General features: G+C 71.2%; 19 protein-coding genes. 8 read left to right on the forward strand and 11 right to left on the reverse strand.

The window, feature by feature from the left end; genetic code table 11:
* Positions 1–14 precede the first annotated feature (14 nt).
* Positions 15–515 carry an RrF2 family transcriptional regulator gene (locus ACIBVP_RS04395; RefSeq protein WP_396104523.1) on the forward strand — a complete coding sequence of 167 codons (501 nt, stop codon included), beginning with the start codon at positions 15–17 and terminating at the stop codon, positions 513–515.
* Between the two features lie 32 nt (positions 516–547).
* Here the strand turns inward: ACIBVP_RS04395 and pcaB are convergent, their stop codons facing one another.
* Genes pcaB through ACIBVP_RS04420 form a run of 5 tightly spaced genes read right to left on the reverse strand, consistent with a single transcriptional unit; the run spans position 548 to position 4,048 of the window.
* The gene (gene pcaB / locus ACIBVP_RS04400; protein WP_396104524.1) at positions 548–1,912 is read right to left on the reverse strand and encodes a 3-carboxy-cis,cis-muconate cycloisomerase; all 1,365 of its coding nucleotides are present in this window, start codon (positions 1,910–1,912) and stop codon (positions 548–550) included.
* 26 nt (positions 1,913–1,938) lie between these two features.
* On the reverse strand, positions 1,939–2,469 hold the full coding sequence (locus ACIBVP_RS04405) for a GNAT family N-acetyltransferase (protein WP_396104525.1): 531 nt from the start codon (positions 2,467–2,469) through the stop codon (positions 1,939–1,941).
* Positions 2,466–2,972, reverse strand: a complete 507-nt coding sequence (locus ACIBVP_RS04410) for an NUDIX hydrolase (protein WP_396104526.1) — start codon at positions 2,970–2,972, stop codon at positions 2,466–2,468. Before ACIBVP_RS04410 ends, ACIBVP_RS04405 begins: the two co-directional genes overlap by 4 nt.
* Positions 2,972–3,430, reverse strand: a complete 459-nt coding sequence (locus ACIBVP_RS04415) for a hypothetical protein (RefSeq protein ID WP_396104527.1) — start codon at positions 3,428–3,430, stop codon at positions 2,972–2,974. Before ACIBVP_RS04415 ends, ACIBVP_RS04410 begins: the two co-directional genes overlap by 1 nt.
* An 18-nt stretch (positions 3,431–3,448) precedes the next feature.
* Entirely contained in the window at positions 3,449–4,048 is a 600-nt protein-coding gene (locus ACIBVP_RS04420; RefSeq protein WP_396104528.1) for a TetR/AcrR family transcriptional regulator, read from the reverse strand.
* A gap of 86 nt (positions 4,049–4,134) precedes the next feature.
* On the opposite strand from ACIBVP_RS04420, the gene ACIBVP_RS04425 reads away from it, so the two are divergent.
* The 3 genes from ACIBVP_RS04425 to ACIBVP_RS04435 all read left to right on the forward strand — a co-directional run bounded on the left by ACIBVP_RS04425 (position 4,135) and on the right by ACIBVP_RS04435 (position 7,393).
* The gene (locus ACIBVP_RS04425) at positions 4,135–5,712 is read left to right on the forward strand and encodes an MFS transporter (RefSeq protein ID WP_396104529.1); all 1,578 of its coding nucleotides are present in this window, start codon (positions 4,135–4,137) and stop codon (positions 5,710–5,712) included.
* A 9-nt stretch (positions 5,713–5,721) separates the two neighbouring features.
* Positions 5,722–6,213: a universal stress protein gene (locus ACIBVP_RS04430; RefSeq protein ID WP_396104530.1), complete on the forward strand. Its 492-nt coding sequence runs from the start codon at positions 5,722–5,724 to the stop codon at positions 6,211–6,213.
* A gap of 82 nt (positions 6,214–6,295) precedes the next feature.
* Entirely contained in the window at positions 6,296–7,393 is a 1,098-nt protein-coding gene (locus tag ACIBVP_RS04435) for a glycoside hydrolase family 3 N-terminal domain-containing protein (protein WP_396104531.1), read from the forward strand.
* 276 nt (positions 7,394–7,669) lie between these two features.
* Here the strand turns inward: ACIBVP_RS04435 and ACIBVP_RS04440 are convergent, their stop codons facing one another.
* On the reverse strand, positions 7,670–9,838 hold the full coding sequence (locus ACIBVP_RS04440) for an MMPL family transporter (RefSeq protein WP_396104532.1): 2,169 nt from the start codon (positions 9,836–9,838) through the stop codon (positions 7,670–7,672).
* A 165-nt stretch (positions 9,839–10,003) separates the two neighbouring features.
* Between ACIBVP_RS04440 and ACIBVP_RS04445 the strand changes: the two genes are divergently transcribed.
* Positions 10,004–10,576 carry a TetR/AcrR family transcriptional regulator gene (locus tag ACIBVP_RS04445; RefSeq protein WP_396104533.1) on the forward strand — a complete coding sequence of 191 codons (573 nt, stop codon included), beginning with the start codon at positions 10,004–10,006 and terminating at the stop codon, positions 10,574–10,576.
* Between the two features lie 6 nt (positions 10,577–10,582).
* Here ACIBVP_RS04445 and ACIBVP_RS04450 read toward each other — a convergent pair whose 3' ends face one another.
* Positions 10,583–10,927, reverse strand: a complete 345-nt coding sequence (locus ACIBVP_RS04450; protein WP_396104534.1) for a DUF3618 domain-containing protein — start codon at positions 10,925–10,927, stop codon at positions 10,583–10,585.
* A complete protein-coding gene (locus tag ACIBVP_RS04455; RefSeq protein ID WP_396104535.1) occupies positions 10,924–11,349 on the reverse strand; it encodes a phage holin family protein in 426 nt (141 codons plus the stop codon). The genes ACIBVP_RS04450 and ACIBVP_RS04455 overlap by 4 nt, the downstream gene beginning before the upstream one ends.
* A 92-nt stretch (positions 11,350–11,441) precedes the next feature.
* Between ACIBVP_RS04455 and ACIBVP_RS04460 the strand changes: the two genes are divergently transcribed.
* From ACIBVP_RS04460 to ACIBVP_RS04470, 3 genes are read left to right on the forward strand one after another with little or no spacing between them, the layout of a single operon-like run.
* Positions 11,442–12,032 carry a flavodoxin family protein gene (locus ACIBVP_RS04460; protein WP_396104536.1) on the forward strand — a complete coding sequence of 197 codons (591 nt, stop codon included), beginning with the start codon at positions 11,442–11,444 and terminating at the stop codon, positions 12,030–12,032.
* 13 nt (positions 12,033–12,045) lie between these two features.
* The gene (locus ACIBVP_RS04465) at positions 12,046–12,315 is read left to right on the forward strand and encodes a DUF4235 domain-containing protein (protein WP_396104537.1); all 270 of its coding nucleotides are present in this window, start codon (positions 12,046–12,048) and stop codon (positions 12,313–12,315) included.
* A complete protein-coding gene (locus ACIBVP_RS04470; protein WP_396104538.1) occupies positions 12,300–13,292 on the forward strand; it encodes a DNA topoisomerase IB in 993 nt (330 codons plus the stop codon). Before ACIBVP_RS04465 ends, ACIBVP_RS04470 begins: the two co-directional genes overlap by 16 nt.
* Before the next feature lie 121 nt (positions 13,293–13,413).
* Here the strand turns inward: ACIBVP_RS04470 and ACIBVP_RS04475 are convergent, their stop codons facing one another.
* Genes ACIBVP_RS04475 through ACIBVP_RS04485 form a run of 3 tightly spaced genes read right to left on the reverse strand, consistent with a single transcriptional unit; the run spans position 13,414 to position 16,010 of the window.
* Positions 13,414–14,598, reverse strand: a complete 1,185-nt coding sequence (locus ACIBVP_RS04475) for a zinc-dependent alcohol dehydrogenase (RefSeq protein ID WP_396104539.1) — start codon at positions 14,596–14,598, stop codon at positions 13,414–13,416.
* Positions 14,599–14,615: 17 nt separating this feature from the next.
* Complete coding sequence (locus ACIBVP_RS04480) at positions 14,616–15,470, reverse strand: SDR family oxidoreductase (RefSeq protein ID WP_396104540.1); 855 nt, start codon at positions 15,468–15,470, stop codon at positions 14,616–14,618.
* A 51-nt stretch (positions 15,471–15,521) separates the two neighbouring features.
* Positions 15,522–16,010 (reverse strand): GNAT family N-acetyltransferase, encoded by a 489-nt coding sequence (locus ACIBVP_RS04485; protein ID WP_396104541.1) that lies wholly within the window; start codon positions 16,008–16,010, stop codon positions 15,522–15,524.
* Positions 16,011–16,030: the final 20 nt, after the last annotated feature.

The raw sequence follows: 16,030 nt of genomic DNA on the forward strand, positions 1-16,030 counted from the left end.
GATACTATCGCGGGGTGAAGCTGCCCGTGAGCACCGAGTGGGTACTGCACTGCGCGACGACGCTGGCGCAGCTGGAGCCGGGTGCCACCGCGTCGGCGGCCCAGTTGGCGGAGTACTACGACCTGCCCGCGCCCTACCTGGCGAAACAGCTGCAGGCGCTGGTTCGCGCGGGCATCCTGTCCGCGACGACGGGGCCGCGCGGCGGCTTCCGGCTCGGCCGGCCTGCGACGGAGATCACCCTGTTGGCGATCGTAGAGGCGGTCGACGGCGGCACGTCACCGTACGAGTGCCGGGAGATCCGCCAGCGGGGTGCGGGCGCGTTGCCACCGGAGGACTGCCGCAACACGTGCGTCCTGGCCCGGAAGATGGCCGATGCGCACGAGGCGTGGCGCCGCAGCCTGGCCGAGGACACGCTGGCCGACATCATCGCGAGCCTGCCACCGTCCGCCCCGGCCCGCACGCGAGCACGCATGGCCACCACGGGACGGGGGCCGCGGTCAGGTGGCGGCTCGTAGGGTCGGCGACCGTGACCCCGCCGAGCGGGCACTCAGGTTCGTCGGGCCAGCACCCGGTCGATCAGCTCGTCCGCCGCACCGAGGTAGTTCTCGGGGGCCAGCAGCTCCGGCAGCCGGTCACCGAGCGACGCGACCTCCGGCGCGGCGGCGAGGAGTTCGTCGAAACGACCCTCGCCCGCGGCGGCCTGGCCCGCGATCCGACCCAGCAACGCCTTCGCGGCCGCCTTGCCGAGCACGGGCGCGAGCGCGGCGTTCAGCCGTTCCGCCACGATCGTGCCGCCGCCCGAGGACAGGTTCGCCGCCATCCGCTCCGGGAACACCCGCAGCCCCGCCACCAGCTCGGCGGCCGTGCGCGCGGCGCCGCCCGCGAGCCGCAACGCCTCCCGCAGTGGCTGCCACTCCGCCTGCCAGCCACCCGCGGACCGCTCGTCCTCCGCCAGCATGGCCTGCCCCAGCATCTGCGCGTACCCGGGTGCCTGCCGTGCCGCCGCCACGAGCATCGTCGCCAGCACGGGGTTGCGTTTCTGCGGCATCGCCGAGGACCGCCCGCTGTGCTCGCCCGCGGGCTCGCCGACCTCGCCGACCTCGGTCCTGGTCCCGGCGAGCACGTCCACCGCGATCTTGCCGAGCGCACCGGTCACCGCGACCACGACCCACCCGAGGTCGACGAGCGGCGTGCGCTGCGTGTGCCACGGCGCGGCGGGAGCCCGCAGACCCAGCTCCGCGGCGACGCCCTCGACCAGCCGCGCGGCGTGGCCCTCCGGCGGCACTCCCGCGTTCCGCGCGTACTCGAGGTACGCGGCGAGCGTGCCCGCCGCGCCACCCAGCTGCACCGGGAGGCTCGCGCGGACCTGCCGGAGCCGCTCCCGCGCGTCCAGCACCAGCGTCAGCCAACCCGCCGCCTTCAACCCGAACGCGGTGGGCACCGCCTGCTGCGTGAGGGTGCGGGCCGCCATGGGCGTGTGCCGGTGCTCGTCGGCGAGCCGGGCCAGCGCGTCGGCGACCCGGTCCAGGTCGGTGTCGGTGGCACGCAGGGCGCGGGCGGCGAGCAGCATGGCCGCCGAGTCGAGCACGTCCTGGCTGGTGCAGCCGCGGTGCACGTACTCGGCCGCGTCGGGGTCCGCGACCGCCGCGGTCAGCTCCCGCACCAGCGCCACCACCGGGTTCGCCGAACCACGGGCCCGCACCGCGAGCCCGGCGACGTCGATGTTCTCCTGCCTCGCGGCGGCCTCGATCGGGTCGACCGCCGACGACGGGATCACGCCGAGACGTGCCTGCGTACGGGCGAGCGCCACCTCGAACTCGAGCATCGCGGCGACCCACGCCTCGTCGGCGAGCAGCGTGTCCATCCCCGTGCCCGGCCACACCAGGCTCAGCAGTCCCGTGTCCGCGTTCATCCCTCCACCTTCTCAAGCGGACGGGGTCACCACACGTCACCGTCGCGCCAGTCGCAGGTGAGGGGGCCGGTGCGGTCGATCGCGGTGACCGGGAGGACGTAGACGCTGTCGTCGTCGTCCGCCGTGCGTTCACGGCCCGCCGGGGTGAGCGACCAGGTCTCGCCCTGCCAGCGTTGCCAGCCGCGGGCCTCGTAGAACGGGACGCCGATCTCGCTGGAGCTGAGCGCGCCCAGGTCGTAGGCCGCCCGGATGATCCGTTCCACGGGCGCCATCACCGCGGCCCCGATGCCGAGCCGCCGGTGGTCCGCGCGCACCGCGACGCCCTCCACGTACCCCGTCCGCAGGGCCCGGCCGCCGTGGACGAACCGGCGTTGCACGACGGCCGCGTGGCCGACGAGCACCTCGCCGGACCACGCCAGTGCGTGCGCGCCGCCCAGGGTGTGGTCCCAGTCCTCGTCGGAGAAGTCGCCGTCGAACGCGGCGTCCAGCAGTTCCCGGAGCGCGGTGCGGTCAGCGGGGGAGAGGTCCGCGGTGTGCGCCACTCGTACGTCGGTCATGACCACATCTCGAAGGGTTCGTCGATGCGCTCGCCCGCGAGGAACGCGGGGAGCAGGGCCGGAAGGCGGCCGGGGTAGAAGCGTTCCCCGCTCGCCAACAACTCGTCGCGCGGCCACCAGCGGGCGGACACGTACGCGTCGACCTCGTAGTCCAGTTGGCCGGTCACGTCGATCGGCGGCGCCACGCCCGGTACGGGGACCGTCGCGACCACCTCTTCCTGGACGCGGCGGAAACCCCGGCACTTGAACGTGGCCGTGCGGGTCCACGTGGCCTGGCCGACCGTGTCGGCCACCAGGCCCGTCTCCTCGCGCAGCTCGCGGACCGCGGCCTCCACATAGGACTCGCCGGGGTCGATGCCGCCGCCGGGCAGCTCCCACCACGTGCCGAGTTCGGGGTAGTCGGGGCTGCGGGTGTGGAACAGCAGGACCTGGCCGCGTTCGTCGAGGACCACCAGCCGGACGGCGCTGCGGTGTTCGAGCGGCAGGTCCCGGGGCAGGTCCACTACGTCGTCTCGCAGCGGCGGGCCAGTGCGGCGCGGGTGGCCGTCCACCGCTCGGACTCGGCGACCTCCTTGGTGGCGTGGAAGTCCATGGGCCGCAGCGGGATGCCGAGCGAGTCGCGCTTGTACTCGGCGACGTGGCAGGAGTACAGCGTGAACCCGTCGTGTTCCTCGGTGTCGTGCACGCGCAGTTTCGCGTAGTGGGCGGCGATGCCGTCAGCGGCGATGAGCGTGGCGACCCCGTCGCGGGCGAGGTTCGCGCGTGCGTTCCTGCTCGCGACCGCGACGAGCAGCGCCTCCCGGTCCGGAGTGGCGAGCAGTTCCGCCGTGCACAGCAGCATCACATGGGGGAAGCCATCCGCGTCGACGGTGACGAACGGGAAGGCCTGTTCGTCCCGGTCCGGCTGTGGCCAGGTCTCCAGGAGCAGGGCGAGTTCCGCGGGCACGCTGATTCGGTCCACACCGCACTCTAGCGAAGATCAACGCGGTTGGAACCGGCCGAGCAGCCGGTCCGTGAGGTCCGGGAGCGGCTGCTCGCCGGAGTCCTCCAGCCACAGCACGGCCGCGGTCCGCACGGCCGCGAGGAACGTCGCCGCCATCAGCCGGGCCAGTTCCGCGTCGAGGCCGTGGCCACGTGTCCGCAGCACCGCCGCGAGGTCGCGTTCGAGGGTGATCTGGTCGCTGGCCTGCCGCGCGAGCAGCGACGGGTGCCTGCGCAGGAGCCGCAGCTGCGCCACCCACCCGGGGTCCGGGATGGGCCTGCCGCGGTACAGCTCGGCGACCGCCGCCCGCAGCGCCTGCCAGGGCGGTTCGTCCGCTGGCCTGCCGTCGACCAGGGCCACCAGGTTCCTGGTCCGCTCGCGGTCCGCGTGCAGGACCGCGTCCTCCTTGTTGGCGAAGTAGTTGGAGAACGTTCGCCGCGAGACGCCCACCTCGTCGGCGATGTCCTCGACGGTGACGCCGTCGAGACCGCGTTCCATCGCGAGCCGCAGCGCCGCCTCGTGCAGCGACTGCCTGGTCGCCGCCTTCTTGCGGGTCCGCAGCGTGGCGGTCGGTGCCGCGGCTTCGGTGGCCTCCATACGGCAAGCCTAGCGAGGGAATAAACTTCGCGTTGTGCAAGTTTGCGCAGTGGGCAAGAATTGTTCGGAAGCTTGAAGGGGGCGCCATGACGGCCGAGGCGGTCGAGGCCGGCACACGGGACGAGATGGGCCACCGGCGCGTGCTGGAGTCGCTGTCGGGGCTGCTGCTAGTGCTGTTCGTGGCCATGATCAGCTCCACGGTCGTGTCGACCGCGTTGCCGTTGATCATCGGCTCGCTGAACGGCACGCAGACGCAGTACACGTGGGTGGTCACGGCCACCCTGCTCACGGCGACGGCGACGACCCCCATCTGGGGCAAGCTCGCCGACCTGTTCAACAAGAAGACGCTGGTCCAGGTCGCGATCGTGATCTTCGTGATCGGCTCGATGATCAGCGGGTTCAGCCAGGACACGGGGCAGCTCATCGCCGCCCGCGCGTTCCAGGGCATCGGCATCGGCGGCCTGCAGGCGCTGGTCCAGGTCGTGATCGCGGCGATCATCCCGCCGAGGGAGCGCGGCAAGTACAACGGCCTGCTCGGTGCGGTCATGGCGGTCGCCACGGTCGGCGGCCCGCTGCTCGGCGGCCTGATCGTGGACGTGTCGTGGCTCGGGTGGCGCTGGTGCTTCTTCGTCGGCGTGCCGATCGCGGCGATCGCGTTCGTCGTGCTGCAGCGCACGCTGCACCTGGAGACGGACCGCCGGGAGAACGTGCGGGTCGACTACCTCGGCGCGGCCCTGATCGCGACCGGTGTGAGCGTCCTTTTGATCTGGGTGTCGTTCGTCGGCAACTCGTTCGACTGGCTGTCGTGGCAGACCACGCTGATGGTGCTCGGCGGTCTCCTGCTCCTCGGGTTCGCCGTGCTGGTGGAGAAGCGGGTGCGGGAGCCGATCGTGCCGCTCGACATCGTCGTCCAGCGCACGCCGGCGCTCGCGATCATCGCGAGCCTCGCGGTCGGCATGGCCATGTTCGGTGGCGCGGTGTTCCTCGGCCAGTACTTCCAGGTCGGCCGCGGCTACACGCCGACAGAGGCCGGGCTGCTCACCATCCCGATGATGGCGGGCGTGCTCGTGTCGTCGACTGTCTCCGGGCGCATGATCAGCCGGTCGGGCAAGGTCAAGCCCTACATCGTGGTCGGCGCGGTCGTCCTCGTGCTCGGTTTCCTCGGGCTGGGGATGGTCGACCACGCCACGTCGCTGTGGATCGTCGGGGTCGCGATGGCGGTCGTCGGTGTCGGCGTCGGCATGACGATGCAGAACCTGGTGCTGGCGGTCCAGAACAGCGTGCCGATGAAGGACCTGGGCGCGGCGAGCGCCTCGGTCACGTTCTTCCGGTCGCTCGGCGGCACCATCGGCGTGTCGGTGCTGGGCGCGGTCCTCGCCAACCGGGTCACCGCCGACCTGGCCGCGGCGCTGCACGTGCCGGAGGGCCAGGCGGCCACCGGTGGCACGAGCGCGTTGAACCTGACGGCGCTGCCGCCCGAGGTGCGGACGGTAGTGCACACCGTGTACGGCGACGCGACGGCGCACATCTTCCTGATCTCCGCGGCGGTGGCCGTGGTCGGGGTGATCGCGGCGCTGCTGCTCAAGCCGATCACCCTGCGCACGACGATCGACCTGGAGACCAGGGAAGAAGACACGGCGGTGTCGGACCCGATCGCGGGATAGGGGAGAACGATGAGCGGCAGCGCGGCCGAGCTCAACGCCTTCGAGTCCACTGTGGAACAGTTCGGTCCGCGCCGGGACCCCTCGGCGCGGACCATCCTCGTCGGGGTCGACGGCTCCGACACGGCCATGCGAGCGGCGGCCTTCGCCTTCGGCATGGCGAGGCGCCAGAGTGCCAGGCTGATCGTCGCGTTCGTGGCGAGCCACTCGGCGCTGTCTGCGCTCGGCCCGGCGGTGGCGGCCGCGGTCGAACACGACGCGATCGTCAAGCTCCACGCCGAGCTGCGGGACCAGATCCGGTCCGGCGCCGAGGAGCTGGCGGTGCCGGTCACGTTCCTGAAGACGTTCGGCGACCCGTACACCACGCTCCGGGACGCCGCCGACCGCTGCCAGGTGGACACGGTGGTGGTCGGGGCGTCGCAGAAGGCCGGTCACCGGTTCGCGGGCTCGGTCGCGACGAAGCTCATCCGGGCCGGTCACTGGCCGGTGCTCGTCGTTCCCTGACGTCCGGGAATGTCGGAAACTTTCTTTCCGTCGCCACTCCGGGTTATCGTTGACCTACCCAGCGTCCAGGGAGGTCGGGCTCATGAGGCGTCGGTTGCTCGCGGCGGTACTGGGTGTGGCGGTCACCGCCATGACGGTCAGCGGTCCAGCCCAGGCCTCCGACTACGACTCGTTCGCCTACGCGCGGCAGGCCGCGGGGCAGCGGGTCATCTACTCGTATCCGGGTCTGGTCCCGCCCGAGTCGCTCCTCGCGCGCATTCGTGCCGGTGAGGCCGCCGGGGTGATCTTCTTCGGGGAGAACGTCTCCAGCCTCACACAGATCCGCGGCGTCGTGCAGCAGCTGCGGGCGGCTTCGGCGCAGAGCCCCAACCCCCATCCGCTGCTGCTGATGACGGATCAGGAAGGTGGCCTGATCCGCCGCCTTCCCGGCGAACCCGCCCTGTCCCACAAGGATGTCGGGCTCTCGGCCGACCCCGCCGCCGCGGCCACCGCCGCGGGGCGGGGTGCGGGGGAGAACCTCGCCGGGGTCGGGATGAACGTCAACCTGGCGCCGGTGTTGGACGTGTTCCACGCACCCGGTGACCTGATGGATCAGTACGAGCGGTCGTTCAGTTCGAACGCCGGGGTGGTCGGTGATCTCGGGGCGAACTATCTGCGTGCGCAGCAGGCTGAGGGGGTCGCCGCCACCGTGAAGCACTTTCCGGGGTTGGGCAAGGCGAACGCCGACGAGAACACCGACGCCAAGCCTGTGACGTTGTCCGTTCCGCTCACGACGTTGCGGAGCGTGGACGAGGTGCCTTACCAGGACGCGTTCGCCGCTGGCGCCAAGCTTGTGATGTTGTCGTGGGCCGTGTACACCGCGCTCGATCCGAACCGGCCTGCTGGGTTGTCCTCGGTTGTGATCGGTCAGGAACTGCGGGTTCGTCACGGGTTCACCGGGGTCACGATCACTGACGCGTTGGAAGCCGGTGCGTTGTCGGGGTACGGGTCGGTCGGCAATCGTGCCGTGCTCGCCGCGCGGGCGGGGAACGATCTTGTTCTCGCCTCGGCTCGGGACGTGGGGCAGGGGGATCAGGCTGCTGATGCCCTGGCTCGTGCGCTGGCTGATGGCACGCTTGACAGTGGTGCCTTTGGTGATGCATTGAGCAGGGTCAACGCTTTGCGTGCCGGTCTTTCCTGAGCGCCTGTCCTCGCCGGACGGGTTGATCTCAAGGGCTTCCGATTCTTGCAACCCGTTCGACAGCGCGCTGTTCTCCCCATGGCACCCCGACCAGCAGGCGCTGCGGGTGTTGTGGTTTGGCATGGATGGCAGGCAGGCCGTCTTTGTGGGCTTTCGCCCCGCATGCTCGGGGCTGGGCCGGGCGCGCAGCGCCCGGCCTCCCGGTGGTGCTGTTGCCGCGTAAGGCGCGTTCGCGGCCGGGCGTTGCGGGTGGTGCCGCCGCTTGGGGTTGGGCTGTCAGACTCGTGCCGGGACTCGGTCTCGGCGGTCCTCGTCTGGTTCGGTCAGCTTCGCGCCCTCCACGTCCACGTTCGGCAGGATCTTGTCCAGCCAGCGCGGTAGCCACCAGGCGGCCTTGCCGAACAGTGACATCAGTGCCGGGACGATCGTCATGCGGACCACGAACGCGTCCACCGCGACGCCGAACGCCAGTGCGAAGCCGATCGACTGGATCAGCGAGTCCTCCGCGAACACGAAGCCCGCGAACACGCTCGTCATGATCAGTGCTGCGGCGACCACGACCCGGGCGCCGTGGGAGAAGCCCGTTGCCACGGCCTCGCGGGCCGGGGTGCCGTGCACGTAGTCCTCGCGCATCCGGGTCACCAGGAAGACCTGGTAGTCCATCGCGAGTCCGAACAGGACACCGATCAGCAGGATCGGCAGCATGCTCATGATCGGACCGGTGGCCTCGACGCCGAGCAGGTCCTTCAGCCAGCCCCACTGGAACACCGCGACCACCGCACCGAACGTCGCCGCCACCGACGCGAGGAAGCCGATCGTCGCCTTCAGCGGCACGATGATCGACCGGAACACCAGCATCAGCAACAGGAATGCCAGGCCGACGATCAGCGCCAGGTAGGGGAGCATCGCGTCCGAGAGTTTCTCCGACACGTCGATGTTCGCGGCGGTCTCGCCGGTCACCGAGATGGTCGCGCCCGTGCTGTCGTGCAGGTCTGCCGCGGCCGCGCGGATGTCCGCGACCAGGTCCTCCGTCGCCACGTCGCTCGGGCCGGTCTTCGGGATGACCTGCATGATCGTCGTGTCGCCCTTGGTCTGTGGCGGCATCGGCATGGCGCCCAGGTCGGTGATCGACGTCGCGGTCGCCGCGATCGCGCCCTGTGCGTTGTCGCTGCCCGCCGTGTCCACGACGATCATCAGCGGGCCGTTCGCGCCCGGCCCGAAGCCCTCGGTGACCAGGTCGTAGGCCTTGTGCTGCGTGCTCTCCGGCGCCGCGGTGGCGTCGTTGGGCAGGCCGAGCTGCATGTCGGTGGCCGGGATCGCCACCACGACCACACCGGCGATCGCCACCAGGAGCGTCGCGATCCGGTGGCGGCCGACGAACCGGGCCCACCGCTCGCCCATGCCGGCACGGCCGGGTTTCGGGCCGCCGCGCAGGCCACGGATTCGGCCGCGGATCCGGTCGCCCGCGAACCCGAGCACGGCGGGCAGCAGCGTGACCGCGATGAGCACGGCGATGACGACGGTCGCGGCGGCCGCGACACCCATCTCGCCGAGGAACGGGATGCCGACGACGGTCAGGCCCGCGAGCGCCACGATCACCGTGAGGCCCGCGAAGATCACGGCCGAGCCCGCGGTGCCGACCGCGCGGCCCGCGGCCTGCTCGTGGTCGGCGCCGTTCGCGAGTTCGGCGCGGTAGCGGGACACGATGAACAACGCGTAGTCGATGCCGACGGCGAGGCCGATCATCAGCGCCAGGATCGGGGTGTTGGCGTTCAGTTCGGTGAAACCGGTGACGACCAGCAGACCGCTCATGCCGACGCCGACGCCGATGAGCGCGGTCAGCAGCGGCAGCCCCGCGGCGATCAGCGAACCGAAGGTGATCACGAGGACGAGGGCCGCGATCGCGACGCCGACGACCTCCATGGCGCCGGTCTCCGGCGCGCCCCGCGTCGCGTCACCGCCGATCTCGGCATGCAGGCTGGAGACGTGCGCGGCCTCGGTGAGCGCCTCGCGGTCGGCCTCGGTCAGCTCGAACGCCTGCTTGCTGTAGCTGACCTGGATCAGGGCCATGCCGCCGTCGCGGGACAGCGCCTGCGTCCGGAACGGGTCGGTGGCGCCGACGACCTCCGGCGCGCCGTTCAGCGCCGCGACGACCTTCGCCACCTCGGCCTGGGCGGGCCGGGAGGTGAGGAAGTCCTCGCCCTCCGGTGCCTCCAGGACGACACGCGCGGTGCCGCCGCCCACGTTGGCCTCGGGGAAGGTCTTCTTCAGGTGGTCGATCGCCTGCTGGGACTCGGTGCCCGGGATCGACACCGCGTTCGACATCGTGCCGGACAGGCTGAACGCGCCGACGCCGACGGCGACGAGCAGCACCGTCCAGATACCGGTCACCAGCCACCGGCGGCGGAAGGACGCCCGCCCCAGTCGGTACAGGAATGTCGCCACCTTGGAACTCCCCATGTTTCGCGCCTGCGTATGGTTCCGAAACTAGCCGATCGACAAGTGCGCTCCAAGCCGTTCGGCAAGTATGTGACTTGTCGAACAGCAAGTAGTTAGCTTGCCGTACGACTAGCTGAGGAGGTACCGTCGAACTCTCAGCGAGGAGGGGCGATGACGGCCACCAAGCCGGACACCCGGACCCGGTTGCTCGAGACCGCGCTCGGGTTGTTCACCGTGCACGGCGTCGAGGGCACGTCCTTGCAGATGATCGCCGACGCTCTCGGCGTCACCAAGGCCGCGGTGTACTACCACTTCAGGACGAAGGACGAGATCACCGAGGCGGTCGCGGAGCCCGCGCTGCGCGAGCTGTCCGCGATCCTGGACCGCGCGGCGACGCTGCGCAGGCACGGCGCCCAGGTCGACTACGTGATCGACGGGCTCGTGGACCTGATCGTGCGCAACCGCGTGCTGGTCGCGGTGTTCTGCAGCGACCCGGGCATCGCGCGCGCGGTCGAGCGGTCGCTGCACGGCGAGGAGAACGTGATGACCCGCCTGCCCGCGATGCTGGTCCCCCCGGACGCGGACGACGGCGCGGTGGTGGCGGCACACGTCGCGCTGGCGGGGGTGGCGCTGGCGGGTGGCTCGCCCGCGCTGATGGCGATGGACGACGACTCGCTGGGCAAACACCTCGGCGACGCGGTCCGCCGTCTGGTCGGCAGACCACGTCGCCGTGAGGCGTCCTGACCGGCGTCAGCCCGCGTGGCGGCGCTTGAGCCAGATCCGCAGCACGATCAGCAGCGCCAGCAGCCCGGCGAGCGGGATCGCGGGCCTGCGGGTGGCGCCGTCGACGACCGGGCGTACCCTGGTCGCCACCTGTGGGGGGAGCTTGTCGACGAGGTCGTCGCCCTTCTCCCGCAGTTCCTCGGCCTTCTCGTGCGCGACGCGCTGAGCGCGTGCCTTCACGTCGGCCTTCTCGCCGAGCGCGCTCACCGTCTCGGCGAGTTCCTGGCGCGTCAGTTCCGCGTCGTGGCGCAGGTCCTCGTCCGTCGGCGCCTCACCCGGCATGGTCATCCGTTCGGTGTCCTTGGCGTTCATCGCTTGCCCGCCTCCTTGACCACGTGGATGTCTTCCTTCGCGTTCTCCACCGCGGGCGAGGGCATCGGCGCGCTCTGCTTCAGCTGCTTGCGCGCCATCAGCACCGCGACACCCGCGATCACGAACAGCGCGACCGCGACGATGAGCGCGGCCGCCCACGCGGGCAGCACCAGCGCGAGCAGGAGCACGCAGGCGGCGATCAGCACGGCGCCGCCGTAGAACGCGAACACCCCGCCCGCACCCGCGAACGCGGCGCCGGCACCGGCGTGCTTCGCCTTGCCCTTCATCTCCCGCACGGCGAGCGTCACCTCGGTCCGCGCGAGCCTGTTCACCTGGTCGGTGAGGTCGCGGACCAGCTCGGCCGTCGACTTCTCAGCGTGGTCGGTGCTGTGGTCCGTGCGCACGTCTCGTATGGCAGTCATGACTCCGTCGCCTCCTCTGCCGCGCGGTTACCCGACGTGGCTGACCTGGAAACACACGGTTCGTCCCACACCGGAACGGGTACCCCGCCGCCATGCGAGCACTGATACTGAACTGCACGCTCAAGAAGTCACCCGAGCGGTCGAACACACAGCGACTCGCGGACGTGGTGGCCGCCTCGCTGAGCGAGAAGGGTGTCGCGGTCGAGTCGATCCGGGTCGTCGACCAGCGGATCGAGCCGGGGGTCCAGACCGACATGGGTGACGACTGGACCGGGATCCACCGCAAGCTGCTGGAGTCGGAGATCCTGGTGGTCGCGTCGCCGACGTGGCTCGGCATGCCCTCGTCCGTGGCGCACCGGGTGCTCGAACGGATGGACGCGATGCTGTCCGAGACCGACGACGAGGACCGGCCCGTGGCGTACAACCGGGTCGCCGGAGTCGTCGTCACCGGCAACGAGGACGGCGCGCACCACGTGATCAACGAGATCTGCGGTGGGCTCAACGAGGTCGGCTACACGATCCCCGGCCAGGCGTGGACGTACTGGAACTCCGGCCCCGGGCCGGGGCCGGACTACACGGAGACCGACCACGGCCACGAGTTCTCGGAGAGGACCGCGGCCACGATGGCCAAGAACCTGGTCGCGGTCGCCACCGCGCTCGCCAAGCAGCCCATCCCCGCGTGAGAAGGAGCCCCTCGTGAACGTCAACAAGGTGCTGTACAAGCCGGTCGGCATGCTCGTCGGTGTCCTCGGCGGTGTGCTCGCGACCACCGCGTTCAACAAGGTGTGGGGCGCGGTCGGACCCGGTGACGAGGCGCCGGACGCGACCGACAGCAAGGCGACCTGGTCCCAGGTGCTGCTCGCGGCGACGATCCAGGGCGCGATCTTCGGTGCCGTGAAGGCGGCGGTCGACCGCGCCGGCGCGACCGGTTACCGCAAGGTCACCGGCGAATGGCCCGACGACTGAGGCGCAGCGACCCCGGCGGGCCGGGACTGCGCAGGCAGCGCTCCGGCCGGGGATGGCGCTACTTCGACATCGACGACCGGCCGCTGCGCGACCGCGGCGAGGTGTCGCGGCTCAACGGCCTCGCGATCCCGCCCGCGTGGCAGGAGGTGTGGATCTGCCCTTTTCCGAACGGGCACATCCAGGCCGTCGGCACGGACGCGGCCGGGCGGCGGCAGTACCTCTACCACGAGCAGTGGCGCGAGGAACGTGACGGTGAGAAGCACGACCGCGTGGTGCGCCTCGCCGCGCACCTGCCGGCGTTCCGGGCCGCGGTCGACGAGGACCTGTGCACGCGGGGGCTGACGGAGCGGCGGGTGCTGGCGGGTGCGCTGCGCATGCTGGACCGCGGCGTGTTCCGCACCGGAGGCGACGAGTACGCGGAGGAGAGCAGGGGAGTGGCGACCCTGCTGTGCGGTGACGTGCGGGTCCGCCATGGCGAGATCCTCTTCGACTACGTCGCCAAGGGCGGTGTCGAGCGCAGGCTGCGGATCCGGGACGAGCGGCTGGCGCCGTTGATCACCGCTGTGCGGCGCGGGCGCGCCGCGGCGGACCGGCTGCTGGTCCACCGCGGAGGTGAGGTGCGCGCCTCGGACATCAACAGCCGCTTCCAGGAACTGACCGGGCCCGAGTACACCGCGAAGGACCTCCGCACGTGGCACGCGACCGTGCTGGCGGCCGTGATCATCGCGGGGCGGCCGCCGCCGTCGTCGGACACGGGGCGGCGGCGGACGGAGAAGGCCGTGATGCGTGCGGTGGCCGAGCAGCTGGGGAACACGCCGACCGTGACGCGTAAGTCCTATGTGGACCCTCGGGTGCTCGACGGCTGGGCACGGGGGCGGACGGTGGAGCGGGCGCTGCGGAAGGCGGCGGGAAAGTCGATCGAGGACGTGCGCCCGGCCATCGAACGCGCCGTGGTCCGGTTGCTGAAGGAGACGTAGGGGATCGGCAGCCGGCCTACCGGCGGGCACCGACAGTTCCGGGCGGTGGCAACAGAACCGTCCACAACGCACAGGGCCCGGCCGGGTTTCCGGCCGGGCCCTGCTCCCTTGCGCTCCCCACTCAGGGCTTCAGCAGTACCTTGATGGCGCCGTCCTGTTTCTGTTGGAAGATCTCGTAGCCGTGCGGGGCCTCGGCGAGCGGCAGCTGGTGCGTCGCCAGGTCCTCGGTGCCGAGCGGGTCGTCGTCACGGGTCAGCAGCGGCATGATCTCGTCGGTCCAGCGGCGCACGTTGGCCTGGCCCATCCGCAGCTGGATCTGCTTGTCGAAAAGCTGCATCATCGGGATCGGGTCGACCATGCCGCCGTACACCCCGGACAGCGACACCGTGCCGCCGCGCCGGACCGTGTCGATCGCCGCCAGCAGCGCGCCCATCCGGTCGATGCCCGCCTTCTCGGTCATCTTCGCCGCGATCGGCTTCGGCAGCAGCGACGTCAGCTGCTGCGCCACCTTGCCCACGGGTGACCCGTGCGCCTCCATGCCGACCGCGTCGATCACCGAGTCCGGGCCGCGACCCGCGGTCAGGTCCCTGAGCGTGGCGACCGTGTCCTCGGGCTCGGTCAGGTCGACCGTGATCACCCCGTACTTCGACGCCAGGGCCAGGCGTTCCGGCACCAGGTCGACACCGATGACCTGCCCGGCGCCCAGGTGCCGCGCGATGCGGCAGCACATCTGGCCGATCGGGCCCAGGCCGAAGACCACGATGCTGCCGCCCTCGGGGACGTCGGCGTACTTCACCGCCTGCCATGCGGTCGGCACCACGTCCGACAGGTACACGAACCGCTCGTCCGGCGGACCCTCCGGCACCTTGATCGGGCCGTAGTGCGCCTGCGGCACCCGCAGGTACTCCGCCTGTCCGCCGGGCACCTGCCCGTACAGCTTGGTGTAGCCGAGCAGCGCCGCGCCCTTGTCCCGGTCACGCACCTGCGTCGTCTCGCACTGGGACTGCAGCCCGGTCCTGCACATGACGCAGTGCCCGCACGAGATGTTGAACGGCACCACCACCCGGTCGCCGGGCTTGATGTGCGACACCTCCGCGCCGACCTCCTCGACGACGCCCATCGGCTCGTGGCCGAGCACGTCGCCGGGGTCGATGAACGACCCGAGCACCTCGTACAGGTGCAGGTCCGACCCGCAGATCCCGCTCGCGGTCACCTTGATGATCGCGTCGGTCGGCTCCCGGATCTCCGGGTCCGGCACGGTCTCCACGCGCACGTCGCGTTTTCCCTGCCACGTCACGGCTTTCATCGGTGGTTCCTCTCGGCTCAGCCCGGGTGGGTCTCGCCGCCGAGGGCGGCGAGCACCTCGCCCGAGTAGTACGACGACAGCCGTTCCGCGGCGAAGAACACGTACGACGGGGCCAGCTCGTCCGGTTGCGCGACCCGGCCGTACGGGGTCTGCCCGCCGAAGCTCTCGACCTTCTCCTCGGGCAGCGTGGCCGGGATCAACGGCGTCCACACCGGTCCGGGCGCGACGCAGTTGACGCGGATCCGCCGGTCCACGAGCGCCTGTGCCATCGCCATCGTCCACGCGTGCACGGCGCCCTTGGTGGCCGAGTAGTCGATGAGGCCCTTGTTGCCGCGCAGCCCGTTCACCGATCCGGTGTTGATGATCGCGCCGCCCTCGCCCAGGTGCGGCAGCGCGGCCGCGGTCACCCGGAAGTAGCTGTGGATGTTCACGTCGAACGTCCGGTGCCACTGCTCGTCGGTGATGTCCTCGGGCGACTCGACCTGTTCCTGCGTCGCCACGTTGTTGACGAGGACGTCGAGCCCGCCGAGCGCCGCGACGGCCCGCTCGACCACAGCCGCGCAGTGCGCCCGGTCGGCGAGGTCGCCCGCGATCAGCTCGCAGCGCCTGCCCTCCGCCTGCACGAGGTCGGCGGTGTGCTTGGCGTCGTCGTGCTCTTCGAGGTACGCGATCGCGACGTCCGCGCCCTCCTTGGCGAACGCGACGGCGACCGCCCGGCCGATGCCGGAGTCGCCGCCGGTGATCAGTGCCCGCTTGTGCCGCAGCAGGTCACGCCCGACGTACCCGGACATCTCGTCCCGCGGCTCGGGGCGCATCCGGTCGGTCTCACCTGGGGGGTTCTGCTGTTGCGGCGGCTGCTTCCGCTCGGCCATCGGTGCTCCCCACGTTCGGCTGCGGTGGGGGGTTACCCAGGCGGTTCACGCTCAACCGTCGCGGCGCATCGCCACCCTGGGCCACGCGTCGAGCCCGCGCGCGGCCTCGTGCGCGCGGATCGCCCGCAGCCCGGGCGTGAGGTCGGTCACCACGGTGAAGCCGATGCGGGCGTAGTAGGGCGCGTTCCACGGCACGTCCGCGAACGTGGTGAGCGTCAGCCCGGCCAGCCCGCGTGCCCGCGCCCACGCACCGACGTGGTCGATGAGCGCCCGGCCGATCCCGCGCCGCGCATGTCCCGGGTGGACGGAAACCTGCTCGATGTGCGCGTACCCGTCGACCTCGTCGGCCAGCACGTACGCGACGGGCGGGGTGCCCCACACCCACGCCCGGCCCGCGCGTTGGTACACCGCCAGTTCCTCGATCGCGGGCAGCTCGTCGTCGGCGATCGCCGCCATGCCGAGGTCGCGGAACGGCGCGCCCGCGGCGTGTTCGATGTCGCGTAGCACGGGCAGGTCGGTCAGACTGGCCTCGCGGATCACGGGTGCGGAGCGTAACGGTC

Origin of the sequence: Actinophytocola sp. NPDC049390 (genome assembly GCF_044466355.1) — a bacterium.
Classification (GTDB): Bacteria; Actinomycetota; Actinomycetes; order Mycobacteriales; family Pseudonocardiaceae; genus Actinophytocola.